The 17,955-nt window shown below is 61.0% G+C and carries 17 protein-coding genes; 9 read left to right on the forward strand and 8 right to left on the reverse strand.

Annotated features, from left to right (window positions below):
- The 7 genes from ABEV74_RS02755 to leuC form a co-directional block, all read right to left on the reverse strand.
- Window positions 1–1,760, reverse strand: a 1,760-nt coding sequence (locus tag ABEV74_RS02755) for a dynamin family protein (RefSeq protein ID WP_430143297.1), incomplete at its 3' end; no start/stop codon positions are given.
- Between the two features lie 141 nt (window positions 1,761–1,901).
- Window positions 1,902–2,174: a hypothetical protein gene (locus tag ABEV74_RS02760; protein ID WP_062492815.1), complete on the reverse strand. Its 273-nt coding sequence runs from the start codon at window positions 2,172–2,174 to the stop codon at window positions 1,902–1,904.
- A gap of 6 nt (window positions 2,175–2,180) precedes the next feature.
- On the reverse strand, window positions 2,181–2,876 hold the full coding sequence (nth, locus tag ABEV74_RS02765) for an endonuclease III (protein WP_430143275.1): 696 nt from the start codon (window positions 2,874–2,876) through the stop codon (window positions 2,181–2,183).
- Between the two features lie 131 nt (window positions 2,877–3,007).
- A complete protein-coding gene (locus ABEV74_RS02770; protein ID WP_062492813.1) occupies window positions 3,008–3,550 on the reverse strand; it encodes a GerMN domain-containing protein in 543 nt (180 codons plus the stop codon).
- 39 nt (window positions 3,551–3,589) lie between these two features.
- Window positions 3,590–5,023, reverse strand: coding sequence for an N-acetylmuramoyl-L-alanine amidase family protein (locus ABEV74_RS02775; RefSeq protein WP_430143277.1), 1,434 nt, complete (start codon window positions 5,021–5,023; stop codon window positions 3,590–3,592).
- A 291-nt stretch (window positions 5,024–5,314) separates the two neighbouring features.
- Entirely contained in the window at window positions 5,315–5,902 is a 588-nt protein-coding gene (gene leuD / locus ABEV74_RS02780) for a 3-isopropylmalate dehydratase small subunit (RefSeq protein WP_062492811.1), read from the reverse strand.
- 32 nt (window positions 5,903–5,934) lie between these two features.
- Window positions 5,935–7,356, reverse strand: coding sequence for a 3-isopropylmalate dehydratase large subunit (gene leuC, locus ABEV74_RS02785; protein ID WP_213530225.1), 1,422 nt, complete (start codon window positions 7,354–7,356; stop codon window positions 5,935–5,937).
- Window positions 7,357–7,575: 219 nt separating this feature from the next.
- On the opposite strand from leuC, the gene ABEV74_RS02790 reads away from it, so the two are divergent.
- Entirely contained in the window at window positions 7,576–8,478 is a 903-nt protein-coding gene (locus tag ABEV74_RS02790; protein ID WP_430143280.1) for a LysR family transcriptional regulator, read from the forward strand.
- A gap of 6 nt (window positions 8,479–8,484) precedes the next feature.
- Here ABEV74_RS02790 and ABEV74_RS02795 read toward each other — a convergent pair whose 3' ends face one another.
- The gene (locus ABEV74_RS02795) at window positions 8,485–9,297 is read right to left on the reverse strand and encodes a carbon-nitrogen family hydrolase (protein WP_430143282.1); all 813 of its coding nucleotides are present in this window, start codon (window positions 9,295–9,297) and stop codon (window positions 8,485–8,487) included.
- Between the two features lie 139 nt (window positions 9,298–9,436).
- Here ABEV74_RS02795 and ABEV74_RS02800 point away from each other — a divergent pair, with 139 nt between their 5' ends.
- The 8 genes from ABEV74_RS02800 to mtnB all read left to right on the forward strand — a co-directional run bounded on the left by ABEV74_RS02800 (window position 9,437) and on the right by mtnB (window position 17,542).
- Window positions 9,437–9,919 (forward strand): hypothetical protein, encoded by a 483-nt coding sequence (locus ABEV74_RS02800; RefSeq protein WP_430143284.1) that lies wholly within the window; start codon window positions 9,437–9,439, stop codon window positions 9,917–9,919.
- Window positions 9,920–10,033: 114 nt separating this feature from the next.
- Window positions 10,034–11,221, forward strand: coding sequence for a pyridoxal phosphate-dependent aminotransferase (locus tag ABEV74_RS02805; protein WP_430143299.1), 1,188 nt, complete (start codon window positions 10,034–10,036; stop codon window positions 11,219–11,221).
- Window positions 11,222–11,663: 442 nt separating this feature from the next.
- Entirely contained in the window at window positions 11,664–12,761 is a 1,098-nt protein-coding gene (gene proB, locus ABEV74_RS02810; protein WP_430143286.1) for a glutamate 5-kinase, read from the forward strand.
- 67 nt (window positions 12,762–12,828) lie between these two features.
- Window positions 12,829–14,076, forward strand: coding sequence for a glutamate-5-semialdehyde dehydrogenase (locus ABEV74_RS02815; RefSeq protein ID WP_430143288.1), 1,248 nt, complete (start codon window positions 12,829–12,831; stop codon window positions 14,074–14,076).
- A gap of 40 nt (window positions 14,077–14,116) precedes the next feature.
- Window positions 14,117–14,992: a pyrroline-5-carboxylate reductase gene (gene proC, locus ABEV74_RS02820; RefSeq protein ID WP_430143290.1), complete on the forward strand. Its 876-nt coding sequence runs from the start codon at window positions 14,117–14,119 to the stop codon at window positions 14,990–14,992.
- Entirely contained in the window at window positions 14,989–16,221 is a 1,233-nt protein-coding gene (locus tag ABEV74_RS02825; protein ID WP_430143292.1) for a 2,3-diketo-5-methylthiopentyl-1-phosphate enolase, read from the forward strand. Before proC ends, ABEV74_RS02825 begins: the two co-directional genes overlap by 4 nt.
- Window positions 16,218–16,892, forward strand: coding sequence for a 2-hydroxy-3-keto-5-methylthiopentenyl-1-phosphate phosphatase (locus ABEV74_RS02830; RefSeq protein WP_430143294.1), 675 nt, complete (start codon window positions 16,218–16,220; stop codon window positions 16,890–16,892). Before ABEV74_RS02825 ends, ABEV74_RS02830 begins: the two co-directional genes overlap by 4 nt.
- Complete coding sequence (gene mtnB / locus ABEV74_RS02835) at window positions 16,889–17,542, forward strand: methylthioribulose 1-phosphate dehydratase (protein WP_062492801.1); 654 nt, start codon at window positions 16,889–16,891, stop codon at window positions 17,540–17,542. The genes ABEV74_RS02830 and mtnB overlap by 4 nt, the downstream gene beginning before the upstream one ends.
- The last annotated feature ends 413 nt before the right edge of the window (window positions 17,543–17,955 follow it).

Here is a 17,955-nt window from a genome sequence, read left to right on the forward strand (position 1 = left end):
GCTTCGCGCGGCGCGGGCTGCGGCTGCGCGGCCGGGATCGGCGACGCGGCCGGGATCGGCGCGGCAGCGCGCGGCGGCGTGTCCGCGGCTGTCGCCGTCCCCTGCGCTGCGCCGGCCGGCGACAGCGCGTCCGGAGACGGCAGCGCCGGTCTGGCCGCCGGCTCCGGCAGCAGCGCCAGCAGCCGCTGCCTGCGCTCGGCTGCGGCCCGCTCCAGGCCGGACAGCGCCTCCAGCGCCGCCGAGCGCCCGCGCAGCTCCGCGAGCGCGGCTTCCGCGGCGGCGGCCTCCGCTGCCGCGCCTTGCGCCGCGCGCTCCGCCAGCTCGTCGGCAAGCTCGAACGCGCGCTGCCGGAACCACGATTTCGTGTCGGCCGCTACATCCCGGCAGTAAGTCATCGTATACTCGTTGCCGAATACGGCGCCTTCCTTCACCCGCTTCAGCAAAAACTCGTCGTCCGGCGTCCAGTCGAGCCGGGCCAGCATACCGTCCAGCTCCCCATCGCCCGCTTCCGCCGGACCGAAGCTTTCCGCCGCCTTGCGCAGCGCGTCCTTGACATGCCATACGACAGCCGCTTCCACCTGGCTTGCCAGATCGGCGCGAAACGCCTCAAGCCGCCGTTCCTTCTCCGCCGCCGTCTTCGCTCCCGCGAACAGCAGCCCCGCGCGAAAACCGGGTTTGCGGCTCTCGAGGAAGGCGTGCGCCAAATCCCGCGTCGCTGCCGGCGTCACATTGGCGTTGTCCAGCACGGCCTGCACGTCCGCCCGCACCTTCTGGCGCAGCCGCTCGGGCCGCTGCTTCAGCTCTTCCAGCTTGCGCTCCAGCTCTTCCGCTTCGCTGCGCAGCCGGGCGGCCGCCTCCTCGCCGCCCGCTTCCGCCAGCAAACGGTCGCGCTCAGGCGCTTCCCCGTTCTCGCGCTCCTTCAAATGCGTCTCGGCGATATGGCGAAGCGACGCGCCGACGCTGTAAGCGGCCAGCTCCGCCCGCATCTCCCGCAGCCGGGCCAGCAGCGCCGTCAGCTTCGACCATTCGCTGTGCGGATGCTCCGGATCGCGGAGCGACAAGTAGACGATTCCGTCCGGCTCCAGATGCCAGTTGGCGAACGCCTCCTCGACGGCGGCGCGGTACGCCGCGAACGGCAGCTCCCGTTCGCGGTGCTTGTCGATTTGATTGACAATCAGATAGAGCGGTTTGCCCCAGTCCTTGAGCTGTCTGGCGAAGGCAAAATTGATCTCCGACTGCACATGGTTGTAATCCATCACGTAAAACACGACGTCGGCCAGATGCAGCGCCGATTCGGTCGCCAGCCGATGGGCGTCGTCCGTCGAGTCGATGCCCGGCGTATCGAGCAGCACCGTATGATCGCCGAGCAAAGGCGACGGATAAACGATATCGACCGCTACAAACTGCTCGCCGTCGACGCAGTACTTCTCCAACTGCTCCGGCGGCGCTTCGATCGTCTCCGGACGGCCGTTCACCAGCCGCACGATCGATGCGCGCGGCTCTCCTCCCCCGCGGATCGTCACGACGTTCGCGCTTGTCGGCACCGGCCCGGACGGCAGCAGCGGCGCGCCGCACAGCCGGTTGACGAGCGTCGACTTGCCCGCCGAAAAATGGCCGCAGAACGCGACGGCAAGCCGCCCCTCCGCCAGCTTGTCGGCCAGCTCCGATATCTGCTCCGCGCGGCGCGCATCCCCGGCCTGCGCCAAATAACCGGCGACGGCTTCCGCCGCGGCCGGCAATGGTTCCCCTTTCGTTATCATCGTCTCCAAAGCTCCAGCTCCCCCACTTGCTTCCCGTTTCTTCCTGCACGATTTGCCGCAGAGACGGATTTCGGCAAATATAAGTCCGCAGGCGGCCGCGAAAATCGACGAAGCGTCGACGTTCGCGGCGCCGGCCGTTCGTTACACGGCCGGCGGCTCCTCCATCGGCAGACAAATCTCAAAAACGTTGCCGTGCTGCAAAATGACGATGTTCCGATCTTTCTCTTTCATGACGACCACTTCCGGCTTTGTCCGCATCCGCTCGATGTAGGAAGCCGGCACATCTCCGGACCCGCTCACCGTAATCCCTTCCACGACGACATCCTCATTATCGGCCGGCGGCGAATTGACGATTTGCGGGTAAATGTCCGAAAACAGAGCGAAATCGTTCGTAAACACGCTGATGCACTTCAAGTTTCATCATCCTTTACTGGTCAAATTCACTGTCTTTCCCTTATTCTTCCGGTCGACGGCCGATTTCATGCGCCGCTGACCTTCCTTGCATATATCCAGCAAAGGACATACCGGACATTGCGGATTTTGCGCCTTGCAATGGTATCTTCCGAAAAAAATAAGCCGGTGATGCGTGAGCGTCCACTCCTCGCGCGGCACGAGCTTCATGAGCCGCTTCTCCACCTCGAGCACCGAGTCGTCCGGCTTGGCGATGCCAAGCCGCTTCGATACGCGCTCCACATGCGTATCGACAGCGATAGCCGGAACGTCGAACGCGTTCGACACGACGACGTTCGCCGTCTTGCGCCCGACTCCGGGCAGCTCCGTCAGCTGCGCATGCTCGCGCGGCACTTCGCCGCCGTATTTGTCGATCAGAATCCGGCACAGCTTCTGAATGTTCGCAGCCTTGCTCCGAAACAGGCCGATTCGCCGGATGTCCTGTTCCAGCTCCTCGACCGGAACGGCCAAATAGTCCTCGGGCTTCTTGTATTTCTCGAACAAATGCGCCGTAACTTTATTGACCGTTTCGTCGGTGCATTGAGCCGACAGCAGCACCGCGATCGTCAGCTCGAACGGATTGCGGTGGTTCAGCTCGCAGCGGGCATCCGGAAACATGTCCGCGATCGTGTCCAAAATATGGCGCATTCTCTCCTTCGCTCTCATGCCGTTTCGCTCCCGTGAAAGACTGTCGTTTCAAAGTGTAGCGAAATTTGTCGCCCTGCGCAACCGAAAAACCGCCGGAAAACAGAAAAAAACTGCCCCGAAAGGCAGTTGTCACAAAATATTGCCAAACGTTATGCCGATTCGTCTCTGACGATCGGATGCGGCAGTTCTTCATGGCCCATCAAACTGTCTACCGCTTCGCCGTCCACGAGCACCTCGATACTCTCCACCTCTTCGAACTGGAACAGCGTCCGCTTCAGCGACTCGAGCGCAAGCGCTTCGCCCGGAGCGCCGAACCGCGCCTCGTCGGGCAGATGGATGTCCAGCGTAACGGCTCCGCCTTCGGCCTTGACGGACTTGAACTCCGCCTTTTCCCACAGCGATACGGCCCCTTCCTTCGCCCCGGTGCGCAGCGCTTCCAGCGCTTGCTTCAGTTTGTCTTCGTCGTCCGTGTAACGAATAACGGTCTGCTGTTCCACGATATCCGACATTTCATCGTCGGTAAAAAACAGCGTGATCTTCGCCTCCGAAACCGTTTGCCCGGAACCGCCGCCTTCCGGCGTCCCGTTTCCCCCGGATCCTCCGGTTTCGTTCGTACGCGCGCCGCAGCCCGCAGACAGGATGAACAACGCGACAGCGAGCAACGCGAACCAAGCCGGTCCGATTCTCCGCATTGATGATCAGCCCCCTCATTCAACATGATGTGCGCGGCATCAGAGCTTCAAATATTTTTTGATGCCTGCCACGAGCTCTTGTGCGATCCGGTTTTGCGTCTCTTCTTTCTGCAGCGCTGCCGCGTCGTCCTTGTTGGACAGGAAGCCGGTTTCCACCAGCACCGCCGGCATCGTCGTCTTCTTGATGACGACATAACCGGCCGTCTTGACGCCGCGATCCTTAAAGCCGGTTGCTTTCAGCACATGCTGGTGAAGAATTTCCGCCAATTGCTTGCTGTCCGACCGGTTGTAGTACGTTTCGGTACCGGTCGCCGAAGGCGTGAAGCTGTTGCCGTGGATCGAAATAAAGATGTCCGCTTTGAGATCGTTGGCGAATTTGGCCCGATCGTCCAGCGCGACGAACGTATCGTCCTTGCGGGTCAGATACGGCTCTATCGCCGGCTCCTTCTTCAGCAGCTCATACAGTTTGAGCGCGATCTTCAGGTTCAATTCCTTCTCGTTGTAGCCGAGCACGCTCTTGGCGCCCGGATCGTGGCCGCCATGTCCCGCGTCGATGACGACTTTGTACTTCTTCGCCGGCGGCTTGGACGGATCGGTCGCGGGAGGCTCCGTTGCCGGCGGCTGCGACGGGGCGGGACCGGCCGCGTCCAGCACGTCGATGCGCAGCTCCCCTTGTCCTTCGGTAAAGGTATAGTTCGTCGGAGCCGTCAGGTCAAGCACGACGCGGATCGTCGAAGGCTTGTCCGAGTAGAGTGAATAGCGGACTTTCGTCAGCGTCGGATGTCCGTCGACCGTCAAGCTTCCGCCGGTCCCCTTGACCGGCGGCTCTGGGAGGAAATCGGACGCGAACGCCGTGTCGGGCAAATCGAGGACGATTCGGTCCGGAGCGTTCAGCACGAACGGCTTGTTCGCCTTCACATCGCCTTCATAGCGCAAAATGACGCTGCCGAGGCCGTTATACTCGATCGACTTGAGCTTGCCTTTTGCCGGGATCTCCGGCGTCTCCGTCTTTGGCGGTTCGGCCGGCGGCGGATCGGCCGGCTTCACCTGCTGGAAAAGCTGGACCGTTTTCGTTTTCTGATCCCAGTACACGTCAAGCCCCATATTCTCCCCGACGAAGCGGAGCGGAATCATCGTCCGGTTTTTGATCGCCGTTGCGGGGGCAAGAAGCGTTTTGGCTTCGCCGTTGACAAGCGCCGTACGGTCGTCGAGCGTAAATTCGATTCGGGTTTCTCCGTTATGTACGATGACCTTTTTACTTTCCTTCTGCCAGATGACATCGAACCCGAGCCCTTCCGCAATGACGCGGATCGGCACGAGCGTCGTCTGGTTGACGACCGCCGGTTCGACGTCGGATTCCAGCGGCTTCCCGTTCAGGTACAGCTTCGGTGCGTCAGCCGCGGCTTGTCCGACGCCGATAAACAATACGGACAGGAACGACAGAAAAAACAGAAAAGGAACGAACTTCTTCATCTTTCACCTCTGATGACTGGTATTGCCCGCAAACGAGCCGCGACGATTCGACGATTCGACGATTCAACGATTACGAACGATAGATTAGACGCAAAAATGCGAGAAAAGTTGCGAGAATGTCGAATAATTTTTGGCGAAAAGCGAAAAAAACCGGCGGCCGCCCCGAATGGACGGCCCCGGTTTTCCGCAATCGCAAGCATCGGAGCTGGCCGAATTCCGCCGGTTTCCGCCAACATCAGGCATCGCCGAATTTTCGTCAGCTTCCGCCAGCTTCCGGCTGCGCGCCGCAGCTTACCCGTGTTTGGCCTCGTATGCCGCAATTTTGTCCTCATGCTGCAGCGTCAGGGCGATATCGTCCAGGCCGAGCAGCAAAAATTGGCGGCGGTGTTCGTCGAGATCGAACGAAAGATCAAGCCCGTATTCGTCGGACAGCTTCTTGTTCTCCAGATCGACGGTCAGCTTGTAACCCTCGTGGGCTGCCGTCCGCCGGAACAGCTCGTCGACCTGCTCTTCGCTCAAGCGGATCGGCAGTATGCCGTTTTTGAAGCAGTTGTTGTAGAAAATATCCGCGAAAGAAGGCGCGATGACGCATTTGAAGCCGTAATCAAGAATCGCCCAGGGCGCATGCTCGCGGGAGGAGCCGCAGCCGAAATTGGCTCTGGAAATCAAAATCGAAGCGCCCTTGTAACGCGGCTTGTTCAGTTCGAAATCCGGGTTTTCGTTGCCCGCTTCGTCGAAGCGCCATTCGTAAAAGAGAAACTGGCCGAAGCCGCTGCGTTCGATGCGCTTCAGAAACTGCTTCGGAATGATCGCGTCGGTATCGACGTTGACGCGGTCGACCGGCGCCACGATGCCGGTCAGCGTTTTGAATGGTTCCATGGTCGTAACTTCCCCTCTCTATGCGCAAATCGTTAGTTCAACACTTCGGTTTTGAATTTCCAGTCGCGAACGTCGGTAAAGTGGCCCTTGATCGCAGCGGCTGCGGCCATCGCCGGCGAAACGAGATGCGTGCGCCCGCCGCGGCCTTGGCGGCCTTCGAAGTTCCGGTTGGACGTCGAGGCGCAGCGCTGTCCCGGCTGCAGCACGTCCGGGTTCATCGCCAGACACATCGAGCAGCCCGCATCGCGCCATTCGAAGCCCGCTTCCTTGAAGATGCGGTCGAGCCCTTCCTTCTCCGCCTGCAGCTTGACCCGGCCCGATCCCGGCACGACGATCGCGGTGACGCGGTCGTTCACCTTATAGCCTTTGGCGACGGCGGCGGCGGCGCGCAAATCCTCGATCCGGCCGTTCGTGCACGATCCGATGAACACGTAGTCGACCGGAATTTCGGTCATCGGCGTTCCCGGCGTCAGCCCCATATATTCCAGCGCCTTCTCGGCCGCTTTGCGCTCGTTCTCCGTCGGGAAGCTTTGCGGGTCCGGCACGACGCCGGTAATGTCGGTGCCCATGCCCGGGCTCGTGCCCCACGTTACCTGAGGAATGAGCGAATCGACGTCGAACTCGACGACTTTGTCGTACACGGCGCCTTCGTCGGTCGCGAGCGCCTTCCATTTTTCGACCGCCTTGTCGAACTCCTCGCCTTTCGGCGCGTATTCGCGTCCCCGCAAATATTCGAACGTCGTCTCATCGGGGGCGATCAGTCCGGCGCGCGCGCCCGCCTCGATCGACATGTTGCAGATCGTCATCCGCTCCTCCATCGACAGCGCGCGAATCGCTTCGCCGGTATACTCCAGCACGTAGCCGGTGGCGAAATCGGTGCCGTATTTGGCGATGACGCCGAGAATCATGTCTTTCGCCGTTACGCCGGGCTTGCGGGTGCCGACGAAGCGGACCTCCATCGTCTTCGGTTTGGCCTGCTGCAAGCATTGGGTCGCCAGCACATGCTCCACTTCGCTCGTCCCGATGCCGAATGCGAGCGCGCCGAACGCGCCGTGCGTCGACGTATGGCTGTCGCCGCACACGATCGTCTTGCCCGGATGCGTCAGCCCCAGCTCCGGCCCCATGACGTGCACGACGCCCTGATCGATACTGTTCAGGTCAAACAGCTTCACGCCGAAATCTTCGCAGTTTTTCTTCAGCGTTTCGATCTGCTGCTTGGAAATCGGATCGGTAATGTTGAAGCGGTCTTTCGTCGGCACGTTATGGTCCATCGTCGCGAACGTCAAATCCGGACGGCGAACTTTGCGCCCGTTCAGGCGGAGTCCTTCGAACGCCTGCGGCGACGTCACCTCGTGCACGAGATGCAGGTCGATATAGAGAATGCTCGGTTTTCCTTCTTCCCGATGAATTTCGTGATTTTCCCAGATTTTTTCAAACATCGTCTTCTTTGCCATTGCCATCACCCCGTTAATGTCTATAAACATGCAATCGCGCTTCTTTCTGCTAGATCGAGCATATCATTTCTTTCTTAATTGTTCCAAGATATAATATCTATAAAAGCTATAGATCGAAACTATAAAGCGATAACCATCCGAAAAGCGATAAACATCCGATCAACTTCAAAATTCCAAATTCCAATAAATATCCGATAAGCATCGAAGGAGCGATTTTCTATGGAACTTCGCCAGCTGCAGTACGTCATCCAAATCGCCAAGGACAAAAATTTTTCCCGGGCGGCGGAAAAGCTGCATATCGCGCAGCCGTCGCTCAGCCAGCAGCTGACCAAGCTGGAGAAGGAGCTTGGCGTCCTGCTGTTCCGGCGGACGACGAACTCGGTCGAGCTGACGCATGCCGGGGAAGCGTTCGTCCGGCGGGCCCAGACGATACTCGACACCGTCGAGCAGCTGAAGCAGGAAATGGACGACATGGCGCTCATGCGGCGCGGACGGCTCGTCGTCGGCAGTCTCCCGATTACCGGGTCGCAAATATTGCCGCTCGTCCTGCCGGTGTTCGGCGGCCAGTACCCGCAAATCGAAATTACGCTCATCGAAGATACGTCCTCGCGGCTGGAGCAGCTGACCGCAAGCGGCGAAACCGACCTGAGCCTGCTGACGCTGCCGCTTCAGGAGCCGTCCCTCGCCTGGGAGCCGCTCATCGAAGAGGAAATATGTCTCGCCGTGCCGCCGGGCCATCCGCTTGCCGGCCGCACATCGCCCGTTCCGATGCGGGAGCTGGCCGAAGAGCCGTTTATCGTGTTGAAAAAAGGACAGGGCTTCCGCCAAATTACGTACAATTTGTGCGAACAGGCCGGTTTTTCGCCGCGCGTCGTATTTGAGAGCAGCAATATCGAAACGGTCCAGTCGCTCGTCGCCGGCGGCATGGGCATCGCCTTCGTGCCGAAAATGCTGACCCGTCCGCAAGAAAGCGAATTCGCCCCGGCCTATCTTCGCCTGACCGAGCCGGAAGCGTCGCGCACGCTCGTCATCGCCAGCCGCAAAGGCCGCTATTTGTCCAAAGCGGCGGAAGCGTTCATCGAGACGATGAAGACGACGGTCGCGCGCTACTACTCCCTCTGATCCGCGTCAATCGGCGTACAGCGACGGCCGCCGGTCTTCGAATACCGGAATGCGGGCGCGCACTTCGTCGACAAGGGCCAGATCGATGTCCGCCGTCAGCACCGTCTCTTCCTCGCCCGCTTCCGCCACGATTTCACCCCACGGGTCGATCACCATCGAATGGCCGAAGAAGGACGTGTCGCCGCTCGTGCCGCAGCGGTTGCAGGCGATGACGAACATCTGGTTCTCGATCGCCCGCGCCATCAGCAGCGTGCGCCAATGGTGCAGCCGCGGATGCGGCCATTCGGCCGGCACGAACAGCACCTTCGCCCCGTCAAGCGCCAGCTTGCGCGCCAGCTCCGGGAAGCGGATGTCGTAACAGATCATCATGCCGGCCGCTTCCCCATCGACCGTGAGCCGCCCGGGGGCGTCGCCGGCCAGCAGATGCTTCTCCTCATCCATCAGCCGGAACAGATGAATTTTCGAATAAGCCGCGTTTAGCCGCCCCTGACGATCGAACGAATAGGCGGTGTTGTACACCCCTCTCTCCCGCTTCTCCGCAATCGAGCCGCCGATCAGATGAATGCCGTGCTTCCGGGCGAACGCGGATAAAATCGATTTCGTCCGGGACCCTTCCGGGTCGGCCAGCTCGCCGATCCGCTCGAGCGCATATCCGGTGTTCCACATTTCCGGCGCGACGACGATGTCCGGCTTGTCCGGCAGCGCGGCCGCCTCCTCCAGCATCGCGGTAAGCTTTGCGAAATTCGCTTCGGGTTCGCCGGCCCGGACATCCATTTGCAGCAGCGCGATTTTCAACCGCCGTTCTTTGTCGTTTGCCATGTTCCATCAAGCACTCCCGTTATAACGGCCCAAAGCCGTCTTGTTTTTTCCTAATGATACCCTTTCATGGTTCCGTGTCAAGATGGGAACGTTATAGGATATGTAAGGCCATTCCAACTACAGACGGGAGACAACGATCATGATAGCCAGAATTGTTCGAATGACGCCGGTTCTGCTTGCCGCCGCCATGCTGACGCTGTCCGCAGCCGTTCCGGTAGCTTTCGCTTCCACCGAGCCGCTGAAGCCGATCCAGATGTTCGACACCGCGGCGGGCCGCGTCGTCCGTTCCTTCGATAACGATGCCCAAATTCAAGAGATGGCCCACGGCTGGCTGCGCTCGGCCTACGCGCTCTCGCCCCGGATCAAGGCAGACAAGGAATGCCCGTTCGTCTTCCGCGTGCCGCTCGACAAGCCCGCCGCCGTTCACGTGAAAGGGACGTCGCTGACGACTCACGACGTATTTTTGTTCTATTGCCGGGACGCCGAACACACGCTTCTCGTGTTCGACGAGCAGCGGCGTCCTTATGTGCTGCTGTTCAAAGCGGACATCACGCCGTTTCTGCAAAAGACGGGGCTCGCCGGACAACCCGGATTCGCGCGCAAACCGGACGGTCGCAGCTGATCTCTCACCCAATTCCGATCCGTTTAGAAGACTTTCCCCTCGACGGACGGGCCGCTTCATGCTATCGTATATCATAATATGGTTAAGAAGCAGGCATGGAGCGTGAAACCGACGATGATTCAACAGAAACGGATATTCGAACCGGCCGGCCGGATCAAAGGGCTGCCCAAGCAGTTTTTCGCCGCTCTGGTCGGCAAAGCGAACGCGCAGGCGGCGAAAGGCCGCGACGTTATCAATCTCGGCCAAGGCAATCCGGATCAGCCGACGCCGGCCCATATCGTGGCGAAGCTGAAGGAAGCGGCGGACAACCCGCTCTATCACCGTTATCCGCCTTTCAGCGGCTACCGGTTTTTGAAGGAAGCGATTGCTTTCCGCTATAAGGAAGACTATAATGTCGAGCTCGATCCCGATACCGAGGTCGCCATCCTGTTCGGAGGCAAAACCGGACTGATCGAAATCAGCCAATGCCTGCTCGATCCGGGCGATATCTGCCTCGTTCCCGATCCGGGATATCCCGATTACTGGTCGGGCGTCGCGCTGGCCGGCGCCGAGATGCGGTTTATGCCGCTGCGCAAGGAAAACGGCTTTCTGCCGGATTATGCGGCCGTCCCCGCGGCGGATGCGAACCGCGCCAAGCTGATGTTCCTCAATTATCCGAACAACCCGACAGGGGCGATCGCCGATCCGGCCTTTTACGCCGATACGGTCGAATTCGCGTCCCGCTACGGCATCGCCGTCGCCAGCGACTTCGCCTACGGCGCGATCGGATTCGACGGACGCCGGCCGGTCAGCTTTCTCGAGACGCCGGGCGCCAAAGAGGTCGGCATCGAATTTTATACGCTTTCCAAGACGTACAATATGGCCGGCTGGCGGGTCGGCTTCGCGGCCGGCAACGCGCAGATCGTCTCTCTGATCAATCTGATCCAGGATCATTATTACTGCAGCCTGTTCGGCGGCATTCAGGAAGCGGCCGCCGCGGCGCTGACCGGACCGCAGCAATGCGTGAAAGAGCTGAACGCCCTGTACGAGCGGCGGCGGGAAGCGCTGTTCGACGAGCTCGGCCGAATCGGCTGGAAAGCCGACCGACCGGGCGGCTCGTTCTTCTGCTGGCTGCCGGTGCCGCCCGGGTACGGCTCCGCCGAATTCGCCGACCTGCTGCTCGAGCGGGCCGACGTCGTCGTGGCGCCGGGCGTCGGCTTCGGCGCGAGCGGCGAAGGCTATGTCCGGCTCGGCCTGCTGGCGGACGAAGAACGGCTGCGGGAAGCCGTCCGCCGCATCGGGGCGCTCGGCCTGTTCGGCTGACAAGCGCAGCGGGGCGTTCCATCGGCGCGGCATTTTGCGCACCTGCACAGGGCCTTATCCGCACGCGACGCACCGGCGGCTTGGCCTTGTGCGACCTTTACACCGTATAGCAGACGTGGTATGCTAACGTTATATAAATGAACATCGAACGCGATGACGGGGCCAGTAGGCTGCATGCGGCGCGATCAGAGAGCGGATTCCTTGAGGCTGGAAGAATCCGCCGCGCCCGCGGACCGAACCCCACCCCCGAGCGGCCGGCGACGAGCCGGACGGCGCCTGCTGTTATCAGGCCGCAAGCTGGACGGAAGCCGACGATCGGCGTCCGTCAATGAAGGTGGTACCGCGGAAGCCCAGACTTTCGTCCTTTAAGGACGGGAGTCTTTTCATTTTATCGGGAGCATCGGGTTACCGGGATCATCGGCAAACAAAGAAGGGATGGACTATGTCACAAGTCATTGTCGTAAAAATCGGAAGCAGCTCGCTCACATCGGAGGAAGGCGGATTGAACCGCGACCGGGTCGCCTTTTTCGCTTCGGAGCTGGCCACGCTGCACGCCGAAGGGCATCAGCTGCTGCTCGTCACCTCCGGCGCCGTTGCGGCCGGATTCCGGCGCATCGGCTATCCGGTCCGCCCGAAGCAGACGCGCGAGAAGCAGGCCGCCGCCGCCGTCGGCCAGGCGCTTCTGATGCAGTCGTACCAGGAAGCGTTCGCGCGTCACGGCATCGTAGTGGCGCAGCTGCTGCTCACGCGCGCCGATTTCTCGAATCGGGAACGAATCCGCAACGCCTCGGAAACGATCGAAGAGCTGCTTCGCCACCGCATCCTCCCTATTATTAACGAAAACGACACGGTGGCGACGCACGAGCTGAAATTCGGGGACAACGACACGTTGTCCGCGCTCGTCGCCAACCTGGTCAGAGCCTCCAGACTGTTCATTCTGACCGATACGGACGGGCTGTATACGGCCGATCCGCGCAAAGATCCGGAGGCGTGCCGCATCGACCGGGTCGAGCAAATATCCGGCCGCATTCTGGAAATCGCCGGAGGAGCCGGTTCATCGGTCGGCACGGGCGGCATGCGCTCCAAAATCGAGGCGGCGCGCATCGCGATGCGCGGAGGCGTTTCGGCGTTCGTCGGACGGGCGGTTGAGCCCGGCGATCTGAAGCTGGCGTTCGAAGGCGCGGGCAAAGGGACTTATTTCGATACGCATCGTCATAACTTGCCGATGAAAAAGCAGTGGCTCGCGTTCCACTCCATGCCCCAGGGCCGCATCGTCGTCGATGCCGGTGCCGAACGGGCGCTTGCGGAAGGCGGCAAAAGCTTGCTGCCGGCCGGCGTCTGCGGCGTCGAAGGCGATTTCCACCACGGGGATGTCGTCGAGGTGCTCAACCTGCAGCGGGAGACGATCGGACGCGGCGTCGTCAATTATGACGCCTGGCAGATCCAAGCCGTCGCCGGTCTCAATACGGACGAGGTGCGGCGGCGCATCGATGTCGGACGCATTGAGGTCATCCACCGCGATGAATGGATTACGCTTTGAGCGCAAGCAGCAGGCAAACGCCGTTACGGCGCTATGAAGTATGAAGTACGAAAGGAGCATGACGAATATGAGTGAAGTAATCGATAAAGCCCGGCTTGCCGGCACCGCTTTGCAGACGATGAACCGGCTGACATCCGGGCAGAAGAACGAAGCGCTGAACCGAATGGCGGAAGCGCTGGTGGCCGGCCGGGACGCCATCCTCGAAGCCAATGCGCAGGATCTGGCCAGAGGGCGCGACAACGGAACGACCCCCTCGCTGCTTGACCGGCTCGCTCTGAACGAGACACGGATCGCGGGAATTGCCGAAGGATTAAGACAGATTGCGGAGCTGCCCGACCCGGTAGGAGATCTGCTCGAAAGCTTCGAGCGGCCGAACGGTCTGCGCATCGAGCGCGTGCGGGTTCCGCTCGGCGTCATCGGCATGATCTACGAGGCGCGCCCGAACGTGACGGTCGACGCGGCCGGATTGTGCCTGAAAACCGGCAATGCCGTCGTGCTGCGAGGCGGATCGGCCGCCCTGCATACGAACCGGCGCATCGTCGAAACGCTGCGCGCCGCGCTTGCAGAAACGGACGTGCCGGCCGACGCGCTGCAGCTCATCGAAGACGCGAGCCGCGCATCGGTCGACGAAATGCTGAAGCTGAACGGCCTGATCGACGTCATCATTCCGCGCGGCGGCGCCTCGCTGATCCGCACTGTCGTCGAAAATGCGACCGTGCCCGTTATCGAAACGGGCGCCGGCATTTGCCATACGTACATTGACGAAAGCGCCGATCCCGATATGGCGTCCAATATCGCTTTCAATGCCAAAGTCCAGCGTCCCTCCGTCTGCAACGCGATGGAGACGCTGCTCGTCCACGAATCGTTCGCGGCCGTTCATCTGCCGCGGATTGCAGAGCGGCTGCTTGCGGCGAATGTCGAGCTTCGCGGCTGCCCTGCCACGCTTCGGCTAATTCCCGAAGCGAAGCCGGCTACGGACGAAGATTATGCGACTGAATACAACGATTATATTCTGAACGTCCGCATCGTATCCGGCCTCGATGAGGCGCTCGACCATATCCGCCGGTTCGGTACGATGCACTCCGAATGCATCGTCACGGAGAACAAACTCCATGCGGAGCGGTTCCTGCAGGAAGTGGACGCAGCCGCCGTCTACCATAACGCATCGACGCGGTTCACCGACGGCTTCGAGTTCGGATTCGGCGCGGAAATCGGCATCAGCACGCAGAAGCTGCATGCGCGCGGACCGATGGGGCTGCCGGCGTTGACATCGAGCAAATACCGCATTTACGGCTCCGGGCAAATCCGGGAATAACAATTTCGGTCACACCCGAACGATCAGGAGGAAATGGCTAATGACGACTAACGAATCGACCGCCGTATCGCTGCGCGATATGCGCCTGTGCTTCTACGGCGCCGGCTCCATGGCGGAAGCGATCATTCAAGGGCTGACCAAACGCGGGCTCATCGCGCCGGAACGAATCGGCGTCATGAACCGAAGCAACGGCGGACGGCTCGCCGAACTGGCCGAACGATACGGGGTCTCCCCGCTCCACGATACGGGCGAGCGGCTGGCCTGGCTGCGTGAAGCCGATATCGTCTTTCTGGCGATGAAGCCGAAAGACGCCGAAGCGGCGCTCGCCGCCCTGCGCGGCGTCGTGACGGAACGGCAGCTGCTCGTCTCCGTCATCGCCGGGCTGCCGATCGCGACGATCGGCCGGCTCGTCGGCGAAAACGTACCCGTCGTCCGGACGATGCCGAATACGTCGAGCACGATCGGCCTCGGTGCGACCGGCGTCAGCTATTCGCCGAACGTGCCGGCTGAAGGACGGGCGGTCGCCGAGACGATATTCGGCGCCGTCGGCATGACAGCGGTCGTCGACGAGCCGCTGCTTGACGCGGTGACCGGCGTATCCGGAAGCGGGCCCGCCTACGTCTATTATTTGATGGAAGCGATGATCGACGCGGCCGGTCGGCTCGGCCTTGCACCGGAAACGGCCAGGGAGCTGACGGTGCAAACCGTGCTCGGCGCCGCCCAGATGATGCGGACGACCGGCGGAGATCCGGCCGAGCTGCGGCGCAAGGTGACCTCTCCCGGCGGCACGACGGAAGCGGCGATCGCCGTGCTCGACGAGTCCGGATTCCCGGACGCGATCCGGCGCGCCGTCGCCCGGGCGGCCGAACGGGCCGGCGAACTCGGCGCTATCATGGAAAGGAGTGCAAGCAAGTGAACCAGGCTTATTGCATCGCGACATACCGCTGCTACGACGACAAGGCGGATTTCCATAAAAAAGCGCAATCGATCGCCGTCGGTTTGACCGTCGGAAGCTGGACCGATCTGCCGGAAGCGCGGAAGAAAGAGATGGAGAAGCATCTCGGCCGCGTCGTATCGGTCGACGTTCACGAGCCTGAAGGAGCCGCACCCGGCGAACGCTACGCCGACCTGAAAATCGCCTATCCCGACATCAACTTCAGCCGCGATCTCCCCGCCCTGCTCGTCACCGTGTTCGGCAAGCTGTCGATGGACGGGAAGATCAAGCTGATCGACCTGGACGTATCGGACGATTTCCGCTCCGCCTTTCCCGGACCGAAATTCGGTGTCGACGGCGTTCGCGAGCTGCTCGGCGTCCATGACCGCCAGCTCTTGATGAGCATTTTCAAATCGGTGATCGGCCACGACCTGCCCAATTTGAAGGAGCAATTTTACCGTCAGGCGCTAGGCGGGGTCGATCTGATCAAGGATGACGAGATTCTGTTCGAAAATCCGCTTACGCCGCTGGAGAAACGGGTCGAAGCGTGCATGGACGCGGCTCGCCGGGCGGAAGCGGAGACGGGGCAGAAGCTGCTGTATGCCGTCAATTTGACCGGTCCGACCTCGCAGCTCGCCGCCAATGCGCGCAAGGCGATCGCCGCGGGCGCGAACGCGCTGCTGTTCAACGTGCTCGCCTACGGATTCGACGCGCTGCACGAGCTGAGCCGCGATCCGTCGATTACGGTGCCGATCGCCGCTCATCCGGCTATGGCAGGCGCCTTCTACCCGTCGCCGCATTACGGCATCTCGGCGCCGCTTTTGCTCGGCAAGCTGATGCGGCTCGCCGGCGCCGATCTGGCGCTCTTCCCTTCCCCGTACGGCTCGGTCGTCATGCCGAAGGAGGAAAATTTGGCGGTGAAGGATGCGCTGCTCGACCGGTCGGTACCGCTCAGGACAAGCTTCCCGGTGCCGTCGGCAGGCATACATCCCGGACTCGTGCCGCTGATCGTGCGCGATTTCGGCCATGACGTCGTCGTCAACGCCGGCGGCGGCATCCACGGCCATCCGATGGGCACCGAAGCCGGCGGCCGGGCGTTCCGTCAGGCGATCGCGGCTTGCGGCGCCGGCATTCCGCTGCGGGAAGCGGCGGCGCAAAGCGGCAACGAAGCGCTGAAGGCCGCCATCGAGGCGTGGGGGGTTAAAGAATGAGCGGCGGAAAGCGGGACATTATCTTTTGCGACTTCGACGGCACGATTACGGTCAACGATAACATTATCGCGATTATCCGCCATTTTGACCCGCCCGGCTGGCAGCCTGTCGTCGACGATATTATCCATCAGCGGAAATCGGTGCGCCAGGGCGTCGGCGAGCTGTTTCGCATGCTGCCTTCCGCGAAGCGCCGGGAAGTAACGGAATTTGCGGTGTCCCAGGCGAAAATCCGCGACGGCTTCGCCGAGCTGCTGGACTATTGCCGTGAAAACGACATCGAGTTTTTGGTCACGAGCGGCGGCATCGACTTCTTCGTCTATCCGGTGCTGGAGCCGTTCGGCATCCCGAAAGAGAACATTTTTTGCAACGGCAGCGATTTTTCCGGGGAGCGCATCGAGATTACATGGCCGAACGCTTGCGACAGCGAATGTTCCAACGATTGCGGCATGTGCAAGCCGACGGTCATTCGCCGCTATCCCCCTTCTGCGTACAACCGGATGCTGATCGGCGACAGCGTGACCGATTTTGCCGGCGCGAAGCTGGTCGATCTCGTATTTTCCCGCGCTCAGTTGACGGAAAAGTGCCGGGAGCTCGGCCTTCCCCATATCGAATTTGAGACGTTCCACGATGTTATTCGCCATTTGCGTCAGGAAAGGACGATAACCCGATGAATTTTGCTGAAATCCGCCTCGAAGACAAGCAGCGTGCGCTGGCCGAACTGCGGGATGTGAAGCGGCTGTTCGCAGACCGCAACTGGTTCGCCGGCACAAGCGGCAATTTGTCGGTAAGGGTCGGCGATTATACGCCGGAATCCTTCTATTTTGCCATCACGGCAAGCGGAAAAGATAAGACGAAGGACACGCCGGAAGATTTCCTGTTTGTCGATCGGCACGGAAAGCCGTGCGAAGCGACCGGCTTGCGGCCGTCCGCGGAAACGCTCATCCATACCGAAATTTACCGGCTGACCGGGTGCGGCGCCATCTTCCACGTGCATACCGTCTGGAACAACGTCGTGTCGGAATGGTTCTGGGAGCGGCGGGCGGTCCCCGTGGACGGGGTCGAGCTGATCAAAGGATTGAACATCTGGGAAGAAGAAGCGCATATCGAAATCCCGATCGTTCCCAATTATGCCGATATCCCGCGCATCGTGCCGGAAATTACCGCACGGCTTGACCGCAACATCCCGGGCATTTTGCTGCGCAAGCACGGCATTTACGCCTGGGGAGCGAACGCCTTCGAAGCGAAGCGCCATCTGGAGGCGTTCGAATTTCTGTTTGAATATGTATACCGCTGGGAGCTGCTGAATCGGACGCGTTCGTAACGGTCATGTATAGGGACGGACGGCGTGTCGCTTGGCGCCGGCTGTGGGCTCTACCGGAACAAAGCTGCGCGGGCCCGGCGAAAACGCCGCGGCGCGGGCTCTACGAGAACACCGCGCAGCGGGCCCTACGAGAACACCGCGCAGCGGGCCCTACGAGAACACCGCGCAGCGGGCCCTACGAGAACACCGCGCAGTGGGCCCTACGAGAACACCGCGCAGCGGGCCCTACGAGAACAAAACTGCAAAAGTGCAGTATTTTCGGGCGTAAAATAATCAAAACGTGAAAATTCCTGCGATTATGCAGTTTTTTTGGCCCGTTCAAGCCAGAGACAAGGGTAAATCGCAAAAAATTACTGTATTTTTGCAGAATTCCGCTATGGCAATCCAGGCCGCTGCAGAAGCGCTATGCTGTC

It is taken from the genome of Paenibacillus cisolokensis, assembly GCF_050481165.1.
Classification (GTDB): domain Bacteria; phylum Bacillota; class Bacilli; order Paenibacillales; family Paenibacillaceae; genus Paenibacillus_AH; species Paenibacillus_AH cisolokensis.

Coding starts and splice junctions, on each gene's coding strand:
- nth (WP_430143275.1), bottom strand. CDS start 2,876: ATGAGAGCGAAGGAGAGAATGCGCCATATTTTGGACACGATCGCGGAC.
- ABEV74_RS02770 (WP_062492813.1), bottom strand. CDS start 3,550: ATGCGGAGAATCGGACCGGCTTGGTTCGCGTTGCTCGCTGTCGCGTTG.
- ABEV74_RS02775 (WP_430143277.1), bottom strand. CDS start 5,023: ATGAAGAAGTTCGTTCCTTTTCTGTTTTTTCTGTCGTTCCTGTCCGTA.
- leuD (WP_062492811.1), bottom strand. CDS start 5,902: ATGGAACCATTCAAAACGCTGACCGGCATCGTGGCGCCGGTCGACCGC.
- leuC (WP_213530225.1), bottom strand. CDS start 7,356: ATGGCAAAGAAGACGATGTTTGAAAAAATCTGGGAAAATCACGAAATT.
- ABEV74_RS02790 (WP_430143280.1), top strand. CDS start 7,576: ATGGAACTTCGCCAGCTGCAGTACGTCATCCAAATCGCCAAGGACAAA.
- ABEV74_RS02795 (WP_430143282.1), bottom strand. CDS start 9,297: ATGGCAAACGACAAAGAACGGCGGTTGAAAATCGCGCTGCTGCAAATG.
- ABEV74_RS02800 (WP_430143284.1), top strand. CDS start 9,437: ATGATAGCCAGAATTGTTCGAATGACGCCGGTTCTGCTTGCCGCCGCC.
- ABEV74_RS02805 (WP_430143299.1), top strand. CDS start 10,034: ATGATTCAACAGAAACGGATATTCGAACCGGCCGGCCGGATCAAAGGG.
- proB (WP_430143286.1), top strand. CDS start 11,664: ATGTCACAAGTCATTGTCGTAAAAATCGGAAGCAGCTCGCTCACATCG.
- ABEV74_RS02815 (WP_430143288.1), top strand. CDS start 12,829: ATGAGTGAAGTAATCGATAAAGCCCGGCTTGCCGGCACCGCTTTGCAG.
- proC (WP_430143290.1), top strand. CDS start 14,117: ATGACGACTAACGAATCGACCGCCGTATCGCTGCGCGATATGCGCCTG.
- ABEV74_RS02830 (WP_430143294.1), top strand. CDS start 16,218: ATGAGCGGCGGAAAGCGGGACATTATCTTTTGCGACTTCGACGGCACG.
- mtnB (WP_062492801.1), top strand. CDS start 16,889: ATGAATTTTGCTGAAATCCGCCTCGAAGACAAGCAGCGTGCGCTGGCC.